The sequence below is a fragment of the Pseudomonas sp. Yb2C2 genome (genome assembly GCF_052112325.1).
GTDB lineage: Bacteria > Pseudomonadota > Gammaproteobacteria > Pseudomonadales > Pseudomonadaceae > Aquipseudomonas > Aquipseudomonas marginalis.
This window is the reverse complement of record NZ_JAVAJK010000030.1, coordinates 51545-61869: the sequence shown is the minus strand read 5'-3', so window position 1 is coordinate 61869 and position 10325 is coordinate 51545. Positions and strand designations below refer to the sequence as shown.

Below are 10325 nucleotides of genomic sequence, written 5' to 3'. Positions count from 1 at the left end.
GCTGGGGGCCGGGCGGGTCAGTTCGTAGTTGGGGGTGTCGTCGCTGAACGGGATTGGCGGGAACAGCATCCAACCGCCGTCCTGCTTGATCAGCTTTTGCACGTAGTCACTGCGGTAATCGGCCTGGAACGGCAGTTGCCCGCCGAACTGCTGCTCGGTGTAGCGCTTGAATGCCGGGAAATACAGTTCGTTCTTGTAGCTGAGCACCAGAGGCTTGTCGTTGGCGATCAACTCGCCGCCCAGGGTCAGGATAAACAGCCCGATAAACAGCCACAGCGACCACCAGCCGCGACGGTTTTTCTTGAAGCGTTCGAAACGCCGACGGGCCACGGGAGACAGGTTAAGCATCAGGCGTTCCTCGCGGCGAAGTCGATACGCGGGTCCACCAGGGTGTAGCAGAGGTCGCCAATCAGTTTTATCAGCAGGCCAAACAAGGTGAAGATAAACAGCGAGCCAAACACCACCGGGTAGTCCCGGGACACGGCCGCTTCGTAGCTCATGCGGCCGAGGCCATCGAGGGAAAAGATCACCTCGATCAACAGCGAACCGGCAAAGAACACACTGATGAACGCCTGGGGAATCCCCGAGATCACCAGCAGCATGGCGTTGCGAAACACATGGCCGTACAGCACCCGGCGTTCGCTCAGGCCCTTGGCGCGGGCGGTCACTACGTACTGGCGCGTGATTTCATTGAGGAACGAGTTTTTGGTCAGGATGGTCAGGGTGGCGAAACCGCCGATTACCAGCGCGCTGACCGGCAGCACCAGGTGCCAGAAGTAGTCGGCGATCTTGCCCACGGTGCTCAGTTCGGCGAAGTTTTCCGAGACCAGCCCGCGCACCGGGAACCAGTTCAATGACGTGCCTCCGGCGAACATCACAATCAGGAACATCGCGAACAGAAACGCCGGCATCGCGTAGCCAATCACAATGGCGGTGCTGCTCCACACATCAAAGCTGCTGCCATGGCGCACCGCCTTGCGAATGCCCAGGGGGATCGACACCAGGTAAGTGATCAGCGTGGCCCACAGGCCGAGGGAAATGGTCACCGGCATTTTTTCCAGGATCAGGTCGATCACGGTGGCGCCGCGAAAGAAGCTGTTGCCGAAATCCAGCTGGGCGTAGCTCTTGAGCATCAGCCACAGGCGTTCCGGCGCGGGCTTGTCGAAGCCGTATTGTTTTTCGATGTCCTTGATCAGTTTCGGGTCCAGCCCGCGGCTGGCACGGGAGCCGCTGCTGACAGCGTCGCCGGATGAGCCGCCGACCGCGCCGCCACCGATGCCCTGCAAGTGGGCGATGGCTTGTTCCACCGGCCCGCCGGGGGCGGCCTGGACGATCACGAAGTTGACCAGCAGGATGATCACCAGCGTCGGGATGATCAGCAGCAGGCGCCGCACGATATAGGCAAACATCAGCGAGCTCCCGCGCGTTTTTTCAACTCGGCATTCATTTGTTCATTGGTCAGCGGGGTAGGGCTGATTTCCCACCAGGTTTCCAGGGCTTCATCATTCCTGGCCTCGATGGCCGGACGGCCGAAGCGGTTCCACCACGCAGCGGAGGTGCCGGGCGGGTAGTAATTGGGGATCCACAGGTAATTCCATTGCAGCACCCGATCCAGGGCATGGGCATAGGTGAGCATCTGCGCCTGGGTGTCGGCCTTGACCAGGCCCTTGATCAGGCTGTCGACGGCCGGGTCCTTGAGCACCATGTAGTTGTTGGCGCCCGGATCGAATGCGGCGGTCGAGCCGAAGTAGTTGTACAGCTCCATGCCGGGCGAGGTGGTCACCGGGAAGCCGGTGACGATCATGTCGTAGTCGCGGGCCATCAGGCGGTTCACGTATTGCGAAGAGTCGATGCGGCGGATGTTCAAGGTAATGCCGATCTGTGCGAGGTTGCGTTTGTACGGCAACAACAGGCGTTCCAGGCCGTTCTGGGCATTGAGGAAGGTGAACTCCAGCGGCTCGCCCTCGGCATTGACCAGTTTGTCGCCGTCTGGCTTCCAGCCGGCTTCTTCCAGCAGGGCCAGGGCTTGCAACTGTTTGTCGCGGATCATGCCGCTGCCATCGGTGACCGGGGCCTTGAACACCTGGGTGAATACCTCGTCGGGAATCTGCCCGCGCAAGGGTTCGAGAATCGCCAGTTCTTCCGGGGTGGGCAGTTGGGTGGCGGCCAACGGGCTGTTGGAGAAGTAGCTTTGCTGGCGGATGTACAGGTTGCGCATCATCTGCCGGTTGGCCCATTCGAAGTCCCACAGCATTGCCAGGGCCTGGCGCACGCGACGGTCCTTGAACATCGGTTTTTGCACGTTGAACACATAACCCTGGGCCGGTTGCGGCATGTCCTTGGCCAGGTGCGCACGTTGCAGGCGGCCATCGTCCAGGGCCGGGCCGTTGTAGCCGATGGAATAGCCGGTGGCGGAAAACTCACGGTTGAAGTCGTAGGCGCCACCGCGCAGTACCTGGCGGGCCACTTCGGTGTCACCGAAGTACTCCAGGCTCAGGTGATCGAAGTTGTACAGGCCGCGGCTGACGGGCAGGTCCTTGCCCCACCAGTCGGGGTCGCGGGTAAAGGTGATGGTGCTGCCCGAGTCGATCTTGCCGACCTTGTACGGGCCGCTGCCCAGGGGGGCTTCGTAGCCACCGCCGTTGGCGAAGTCGCGAGTTTTCCACCAGTGCTCGGGAAACACCGGCAGGGTGGCGATATCCAGGGGCAGGGTGCGGTTTTCATTGCGGGAGAAATCAAAACGTACCTGGCGCTGGCCTTCGACTTCGACGTGCTTGACGTCGGCGAACAGCGTGCGAAAGCGCAGGCTGCCTTGGGTCATCAGCAGGTTGAAGCTGTAGCGCACGTCTTCGGCGGTGATCGGTTTGCCATCGGCAAAGCGCGCCTTGGGGTTGAGGAAGAAACGCAGGGACAGGCCGTCCTCCGCGCGTTCCATCTTCTCGGCCACCAGGCCATACACCGTGTAGGGCTCGTCCAGGGAACGCAGGGCCAGGGGCGCATACAACCAGCCGTCGACCTGGGAGACGCCGATGCCTTTGTCGATATACGGCAGCACATGGTCGAAACGCCCGATCTCCAGCGCCGAGCGCCGCAGGCTGCCGCCCTTGGGGGCGTTGGGGTTGGCGTAGTCGAAATGGCTGAAACCGGCTGGATACTTGGCCGGTTCGCCGTACACGGTCATGGACGGTTGGGGCGCCGCGATCACGGCGCTGCTGGCCAGCAGCAGGGCCAAGGAGGTACTGAACAGTCTGGAAAAAGCCAATCGCATTGTCAGCCTTGAACGCCGGGTGGAGAAGAATAAGGATTTGTACGCTAACGGCATCAGCGTCGCCAGTCGTCACATGCACAACGGCCCACCAAGAGGCGGGCCGTTGTTTCAAGCAGCAGCGCGGACGGGATCAGTCCTGGCGGCTGGTGACTTCCAGCAGGTGGTAGCCGAACTGGGTTTTTACCGGGCCTTGCACGGTGTTGACCGGGGCGCTGAAGACGACGGTGTCGAATTCCTTGACCATCTGGCCTGGACCGAACGAACCCAAGTCACCGCCCTGGCGGCTGGATGGGCAGCTGGAGTTGGCTTTGGCGATTTCTGCGAAATCGGCGCCGCCTTCGATTTGGGCCTTGAGTTCGTTGCACTTGTCTTCGGTGGCAACGAGGATGTGACGGGCGGTGGCTTTGGCCATGGGGATTAACTCCTTGAGTAAAAACGGTGAGCGTACCGGATTCAGGCGGTTATTTCCTGGCAAAGTTCCGCTGGGGTTCAGGTTGGGGCGTTGAGCTTGGGTATTGGCGTGAGATCTAGAGCAGACTGATATCTACCTGATGTATAGAGATCACATGTGGGAGGGGCGGTGCGACGATTCGACTTGCTCCCGATGGCGGCCTGACAGCCGACCAGGATGTTGGATCAGACCGAGTACATATCCGTTGCTGCGGTAACGGCCACCTATGGTTCCGCTCTTACAGCGGCTCACTTTTGGAGGGACCCAAAAGTAAGCAAAAGGTCCTCGCCCCAACACTCGGCACCTCGCCTAGGCTCGGTGTGCCCGAACGCAGGCTTGAATCCGTGGGCCGCCGTCATGGGCCATCCCTGGCCCAGGACGGCTAACCCGGCGTCCTGCCGGGTTACCCACGGATTCAAGCCTGCGTTCGGCCAGCGTGTTTGACGGGGCGCCTGAGATCAAGAGCAAAAGCCACAGCCACAGCAAAAGCAGTGTTACGTCTGACGTTGCCGGAGTCATCTGATGTCAGGTCGAATAAGCCCCCATCAATTCAAGACGATATAGTCATTCTGCTGAATGATCGGCCGATGGGCGCCTTGCACCAGGTGCAGGTAGCGGCCGTCCACCAGGTCGATGGGCAGGCAGTCGTCGATATCCATCACGCCGTCGGTGTGGGCCTGGGACCAGTGGCGCAGCATTTGTTGCTTGCCCTTGCTGGTCGCCTCCCGTTTGTTGCGGGCGACCACCAGCAGGTAGTGGTGGGCTTCGCCAAAGCTGTTGGCTTCATAACCGCCAAGGTTGATGAAGTACAGGTGATGGGCGTCGGCAGCGGGGGCCAGGTGGCTGAGTTCGACTTTCCAGCCGTCGACGCCGTCCACCGCCATCCACGAATCTATATGCACGCCCTTTGGGCTGCCAAACCAGCTCTCGCGCAGTTGCGGGTAGGTATCTTCCAGGGTGTCTGCTACGGCGAACACCACATCGTGCACTTCAATTCTTGCTCGTGGGTGCTTGCCCCCGAGCATCACGACAAACAGCATTGCAGGTCCTTCCTGGCGACTTGGCAAAGGGCAACCATACTTCGATTGAACCCTTTTGTCCGGTCAATGCCACACTGTTAATCCGCGAATTCATCAGGAGGTTGTCATGCGCACCATTGATCTGGCGGGCGTTCCCGTCCCTGTCATCGGCCAGGGAACCTGGCGCATGGGCGAAGACCCGGACCGGCGTCGCGCCGAAGTCGCGGCATTGCAACTGGGGATCGACGAGGGCATGACCCTCATCGACACCGCCGAGATGTATGGCGAGGGTGGCGCCGAGGAAGTCGTCGGCGAAGCCATCAGCGGCAGGCGCGACCAGGTGTTCCTGGTGAGCAAGGTCTACCCGCACAACGCCAGCCAAAAGGGCGTGCCCCGTGCGTGTGAAGCCAGCCTCCGGCGCCTGGGCACGGACTACATTGATCTGTATCTGCTGCATTGGCGTGGCCAGTACCCCCTTGAAGAAACCGTCGAAGCGTTCGAGCGCCTGCGTGAGGCTGGCAAGATCGGCCGCTGGGGCGTCTCGAATTTCGATGTGGCCGACCTGCAGGAACTCGCATCCCCGGCCTGCGCGACTAACCAGGTGCTGTACAACATCGAAGAACGCGGGATCGAATTCGACCTGTTGCCCTGGTGGCAACAACACCATTTGCCGCTGATGGCGTACTGCCCGATTGCCCAGGGTGGGGCGTTGCTGTCCAGTCAGACCCTCAAGCAGATCGCCCGCCGCCACGAGGTCACGCCCGCCCAGGTTGCCCTGGCCTGGGTGCTGCGCCAGGACGGTGTGATCGCCATCCCCAAGGCGGTCACCCCGGAGCATGTACGGCTCAATGCGGCCGCCGCCAAGATGGTGCTCGATGAGCACGACCTGGATGCCATCGATCGGGTGTTCGGCGCACCCAAGCGCAAGCATCCCTTGGCGATGGTGTAGTTGCCTGGCAGAAACGGTGCCGTCCCTGGCACCTGTTCCTGCTCAGGTGCGACCTAACCCGCTACCGGGCTGCGCCAGTCATCGGACCCGGATGTGCCGGACACTTCGTGGGTCCACACGATCTTGCCATAGGTGAAGTGCACGTCCTCCAGGTGAGTGAAATGGGCATTGTCCGGATCCTGGCAGTGGGGCATGCGTGACTGTATGTCCACGATCTTCGCCCTCTCCAGTTCAATCGTGAAGTAGTGCTCTTGGGTGCCGGCTGGCGACGTACGGAACCACTCGAGTCGGCAGGTGACGTCTTCACCGCTGGTCAAGGCGCTGAACAGCAATGGCGATGACTTATCGAAGACCTTGCTGATCATCAGCGGCTTATGGACCCTCTGGCCCGTCGGCTGGCCGGACTGCGGGTCGCGTGGAACAATCACCTGATGGGAGAAGGCCTGGACCAGAATCTGGTCTTCATGGCCTTCCTGGTAAATATTGCCCACCGAGTCCTTGGTAAATGTGCCTGCCGTAATCAAGCCTTGCTTGGAGCCAGTGACGGAAAGATACGCGGGTGTTGGCATGACGGGTTTCCTTGTCTGATTGATGAGGTAGTTCCAACGGTTAATCGTACCGGTTGGGAATGTGGCTATTACAAGAAGCGTGCCGGAAAGTGTGGGAACCAATACGGACTTGGCGTGCTGTGGATATAGGCGTTGGATTTAAACGGGTGTTATGGTTTTTTTGGCTGTTTTGCGGAAAATGTTTGCGCATAAGTGCGCATTTAGTTGCTCATGTTGAAACGTCGCTCAGTAGTTGGTTTTCCGCTGGGGTTAGGTGAAATATATCTCTGTAGCTGCGCAAAAGCCTGCATATGCCTTGGTTTACGGGTGGTGTAGGAAATGTCTTAAGTGTGAGTCTGTTGCTTGCTGGATGTTATTGTCGTGGCTAAGGTTTACGAACTTCGCGGCGATTCAAGCGAAGGTTGATGGCAATCTAGTGTGAAAGTTAAATGCACTTAGTTTGTCGCTCGTGCCTTGGATAGTCGAGTGCGCTCCTAAATGGTCCATTCAGAAAAACTCTGCGCTTATTACCTCGAGGTTGCCCGGCAGCCCTGTTTGCCAGCGAACTTTGCCGGCAGTGATATGCGCTATTCAAATGAATATGAAACCCTGGAGTCCGAACTGGCAAAGTTGCAGTCCATGCATGGCGCCGGCCAGCCGGACTGGCAAAAGCTCCTGGAAATCAGCGAATGCCTGTTGCGTGAGCAGTCCAAGGATCTGCGGGTGGCCGTCTGGCTGACCTGGGCGCTTTACCACCGCGAGTCCTTTGCCGGACTGCTGGCTGGCCTCGGGTTGCTGCGCCATCTGTGTGAGCACCATTGGTCGGCGGTATACCCTGGAAAGCTGCGCACCCGCAGCGCAGCGTTCGGCTGGCTGGTCCTGCGCCTTGAGACACTGCTTGTCCAAGACCTTTCGGTTCAAGGCCCGCAACCCTTGTTCCAATCTATGCTTGAACACCTCACGCGCCTTGATGAACTCTGGACTGCACATTTGGGAGGCGACGCGCCGCTGTTGCTGCCGATTCGCAAACAATTGGAGCAGTGGTTGGCGCTTGCTGTGCAAGGCCATCCCCCTATCGCCGGGTTGAACGCCGCCGTTGCGCAAGTGCAACCCGCTGCTACGCCATCCTCAACGGCCAAACCGACGGTAAACAACGAAAAAGATGCGCATGACTTGCTGTTTGCCTTGCAGGAACAAGCTCGTCCGTTGTGTGCCTGGTGGTTACGCCAGGACGCCGCCGACCTACGGGCCTTGCACCTGAGTCGAACGCTGGCCTGGCTGTCCATCGTCCGCTATCCGGATGCCAACGGTGAGCGAGTCACCGCGTTGTGCGGGCCTGCCCCCGACAGACTCAAGTACTACCAGCAACGTTTTGCCCAAGGCCATCACGCCGAGCTGCTGCCTGAACTTGAGGCCGGCCTCTCAGGTGCGATGTTCTGGTTCGACGGGCTGTACATGCTCTGGCAATGCCTGGAAGCCCAGCAGGCGGAACTGGCCGTGAGCGAGTTGGAAGTGAGTTTCGCCCTGCTGTTGCAACGATTGCCGGACTTGCCGGCGTTTCGCTTTCAAGGGGGCGCTCCTTTTGCCGACGACGCCACTCGCGGCTGGATCGCATTGCATGTTTCCCATCACCTGCAAACCCCTGAGGCGCCCCGCGTGGGGGGCGATGCCGAGCCCTGGGAGATCGCCTTGCAGGATGTGCTACCGCGGCTGCGCAAGGATGGGCTCAAAGCCGCGGTACATGAGCTCAATCAAGGCCTGCATGCCGCTCGCAGCGATCGCGCCCGCTTTTATTGGCGGTTGGCCCTGGCGCGCTTGTGTGCACACGCTGGCAAACATGAACTGGCGAAGATCCAGCTCGAACAACTGGACCTCGAGCTGCAGCGCTCGGGCCTGGAGCGCTGGGAGCCGGAGCTGGCGTTTCAAGTGACACGCCTCTTGCACCGCTGCTGCGACCTGCTGCCACAAAACCATGCCGTGCGCGAGCGCAAGGAAGACACCCACCGCAGGCTGTGCCTCTTCGATCTGGAAGCGGTACTTGAATAGGCTTACGAGCCGCTTGAAAAGGAGATTTACCATGGCCAAAGAATGTTCGGTAGCACCCAAGGAACGCATCAATATCACCTTCAAACCCGCCATCGGCGGTGCGCGGGAAGAAGTCGAGCTTCCGTTGAAACTCCTCGTGCTGGGGGACTTCACCCAGCGTGAGGACCTGCGCAAGCTTGAAGATCGCAAGCCCATCACCCTCAACCAGAACACCCTCGATGAGGTGTTGGCCAAACAGGCGCTGAGCCTGACGCTGAATGTCCCCAATCGCCTCCAGGACGGCGCCGAGGTCGAAGACCTGGCCATCCAGTTGCGAATCAATTCGATGAGGGATTTCAACCCGGCGAACCTGGTGGAGCAGATCCCCGAGTTGCACAAGCTGATGGCCCTGCGTGAGGCGCTGATGGCGCTCAAGGGACCACTGGGAAATACGCCGAGCTTTCGCAAAGCCATCGAACAGGCCCTGGCCGACGACGAATCCCGTGCCCGAGTATTGGCGGAGCTGGGCCTGAGCGGCCGGACCGCCTGACATTTTTCAGTAAAAGGACACTGGCGCCATGACGACTCAACACACCTCGATACCCGTACTCATCACTGACGAGCACAGCATTCTCGACAACATCATCGCCCAGACTCTGTTGAGTGCGGATGATGAGGCCTACGGCATAGCCAGGCGTGGCGTCTCGGCATTTATCGAAGAGCTGATCAAGCCGCAGAACAGCGGGGAACCGGTCAAGAAACACCTGGTTGACCGGATGATTGCGGAGATTGACGAGAAGCTCGGTCGGCAAATGGATGAGATTCTGCACCACCCGCGCTTCCAGGCCCTGGAATCCTCATGGAAAGGCCTGCAGTTGTTGGTCGAGCGCACCAACTTTAGAGAAAACATCAAGATCGAACTGCTGAATGTCTCTCGGCAAGACCTGTTGGATGACTTCGAAGACTCACCCGAGGTGATCCAGTCCGGGCTCTATAAGCACGTCTACAGTGCGGAGTACGGTCAGTTCGGCGGTCAACCTGTGGGCGCAATCATCGCTGACTTCTTTCTTTCCCCCAGCGCCCCCGATGTGAAGCTGATGCAATACGCTTCCAAGGTCGCCTGCATGGCCCATGCACCGTTTATCGCGGCCGCCGGGCCGACTTTTTTCGGCTTGGAAAGCTTCACCGATCTACCTGACTTGAAGGATCTCAGGGATCATTTCGAAGGTCCGCAGTTCGCCAAATGGCATAGCTTTCGCCAGAGCGAAGATGCCCGTTATATCGGGCTGACGGTGCCGCGATTCCTGCTGCGCACGCCTTACGATCCCCTTGAATGTCCGGTCAAGACCTTCGCCTACCGGGAAACCGTGGTGAACAGCCACGAGCACTACCTTTGGGGTAATACCGCCTACGCCTTTGCCACACGATTGACCGACAGTTTTGCGCGGTTTCGTTGGTGCCCGAACATTATCGGTCCGCAAAGCGGCGGCACAGTGGAGGACTTGCCCTTGCATCACTTCCACAGCATGGGCGAAATCGAAACCAAGATTCCCACTGAAGTGCTGGTATCCGACCGTCGCGAATACGAACTGGCGCAAGAGGGTTTCATTGCCTTGACGATGCGCAAGGGCAGTGACAATGCCGCGTTTTTCTCCGCCAGCTCGGTGCAACAGCCCAAGCGTTTCGGCATCAGTGCCGAGGGCAAGGAGGCCGAGCTGAATTACCGCCTGGGCACTCAGTTGCCCTACATGATGGTGGTCAACCGCCTGGCCCATTACCTCAAGGTTCTGCAACGGGAGCAACTGGGCTCGTGGAAGGAGCGTACTGACCTGGAGCTGGAGCTCAACAAGTGGATTCGCCAGTACGTGGCAGACCAGGAAAACCCCAGTGCCGAAGTGCGTGGGCGGCGGCCATTGCGGGCGGCACGTATCGTTGTCAGTGATGTCGAGGGCGAGCCTGGCTGGTACCGCGTCAACCTGAGTGTGCGACCGCACTTCAAATACATGGGGGCGGATTTCACCCTGTCCCTGGTTGGCAAGCTCGACAAAGAATGAGCAGGGGCCAA

Annotated in this window: 9 protein-coding genes and 1 pseudogene; 4 read left to right on the top strand and 6 right to left on the bottom strand. The window is 59.7% G+C overall.

Annotated elements, in window-relative coordinates:
- The 5 genes and pseudogenes from Q8X51_RS29220 to Q8X51_RS29200 all read right to left on the bottom strand — a co-directional run.
- A pseudogene (locus Q8X51_RS29220) lies at positions 1–348 on the bottom strand (ABC transporter permease); the annotation flags it as partial.
- On the bottom strand, positions 348–1409 hold the full coding sequence (locus Q8X51_RS29215; protein WP_065927156.1) for a microcin C ABC transporter permease YejB: 1062 nt from the start codon (positions 1407–1409) through the stop codon (positions 348–350). The gene Q8X51_RS29215 and the pseudogene Q8X51_RS29220, both read right to left, overlap by 1 nt.
- The gene (locus Q8X51_RS29210; RefSeq protein WP_065948199.1) at positions 1409–3268 is read right to left on the bottom strand and encodes an extracellular solute-binding protein; all 1860 of its coding nucleotides are present in this window, start codon (positions 3266–3268) and stop codon (positions 1409–1411) included. The genes Q8X51_RS29215 and Q8X51_RS29210 overlap by 1 nt, the downstream gene beginning before the upstream one ends.
- A 130-nt stretch (positions 3269–3398) precedes the next feature.
- Entirely contained in the window at positions 3399–3680 is a 282-nt protein-coding gene (locus tag Q8X51_RS29205) for a peptidylprolyl isomerase (RefSeq protein ID WP_044274278.1), read from the bottom strand.
- 584 nt (positions 3681–4264) lie between these two features.
- Positions 4265–4759, bottom strand: coding sequence for a DUF1543 domain-containing protein (locus tag Q8X51_RS29200; protein WP_074847003.1), 495 nt, complete (start codon positions 4757–4759; stop codon positions 4265–4267).
- 106 nt (positions 4760–4865) lie between these two features.
- Here Q8X51_RS29200 and Q8X51_RS29195 point away from each other — a divergent pair, with 106 nt between their 5' ends.
- Positions 4866–5687 (top strand): aldo/keto reductase, encoded by an 822-nt coding sequence (locus tag Q8X51_RS29195; protein ID WP_065927153.1) that lies wholly within the window; start codon positions 4866–4868, stop codon positions 5685–5687.
- A gap of 53 nt (positions 5688–5740) precedes the next feature.
- Here the strand turns inward: Q8X51_RS29195 and Q8X51_RS29190 are convergent, their stop codons facing one another.
- Positions 5741–6256 (bottom strand): Hcp family type VI secretion system effector, encoded by a 516-nt coding sequence (locus Q8X51_RS29190; RefSeq protein WP_065927152.1) that lies wholly within the window; start codon positions 6254–6256, stop codon positions 5741–5743.
- A 477-nt stretch (positions 6257–6733) separates the two neighbouring features.
- On the opposite strand from Q8X51_RS29190, the gene tssA reads away from it, so the two are divergent.
- From tssA to tssC, 3 genes are read left to right on the top strand one after another with little or no spacing between them, the layout of a single operon-like run.
- Positions 6734–8281, top strand: a complete 1548-nt coding sequence (gene tssA, locus Q8X51_RS29185) for a type VI secretion system protein TssA (RefSeq protein WP_074847002.1) — start codon at positions 6734–6736, stop codon at positions 8279–8281.
- Positions 8282–8312: 31 nt separating this feature from the next.
- Positions 8313–8810: a type VI secretion system contractile sheath small subunit gene (gene tssB / locus Q8X51_RS29180; protein WP_065927150.1), complete on the top strand. Its 498-nt coding sequence runs from the start codon at positions 8313–8315 to the stop codon at positions 8808–8810.
- A gap of 28 nt (positions 8811–8838) precedes the next feature.
- A complete protein-coding gene (gene tssC / locus Q8X51_RS29175; RefSeq protein ID WP_074847001.1) occupies positions 8839–10314 on the top strand; it encodes a type VI secretion system contractile sheath large subunit in 1476 nt (491 codons plus the stop codon).
- Positions 10315–10325: the final 11 nt, after the last annotated feature.

Excerpts from the sequence above, each read along its gene's own strand:
- Q8X51_RS29215 (WP_065927156.1), bottom strand. The coding sequence starts at position 1,409 with ATGTTTGCCTATATCGTGCGGCGCCTGCTGCTGATCATCCCGACGCTG.
- Q8X51_RS29195 (WP_065927153.1), top strand. The coding sequence starts at position 4,866 with ATGCGCACCATTGATCTGGCGGGCGTTCCCGTCCCTGTCATCGGCCAG.
- tssC (WP_074847001.1), top strand. The coding sequence starts at position 8,839 with ATGACGACTCAACACACCTCGATACCCGTACTCATCACTGACGAGCAC.
- Q8X51_RS29190 (WP_065927152.1), bottom strand. The coding sequence starts at position 6,256 with ATGCCAACACCCGCGTATCTTTCCGTCACTGGCTCCAAGCAAGGCTTG.
- Q8X51_RS29210 (WP_065948199.1), bottom strand. The coding sequence starts at position 3,268 with ATGCGATTGGCTTTTTCCAGACTGTTCAGTACCTCCTTGGCCCTGCTG.
- tssA (WP_074847002.1), top strand. The coding sequence starts at position 6,734 with ATGGTCCATTCAGAAAAACTCTGCGCTTATTACCTCGAGGTTGCCCGG.
- tssB (WP_065927150.1), top strand. The coding sequence starts at position 8,313 with ATGGCCAAAGAATGTTCGGTAGCACCCAAGGAACGCATCAATATCACC.
- Q8X51_RS29205 (WP_044274278.1), bottom strand. The coding sequence starts at position 3,680 with ATGGCCAAAGCCACCGCCCGTCACATCCTCGTTGCCACCGAAGACAAG.
- Q8X51_RS29200 (WP_074847003.1), bottom strand. The coding sequence starts at position 4,759 with ATGCTGTTTGTCGTGATGCTCGGGGGCAAGCACCCACGAGCAAGAATT.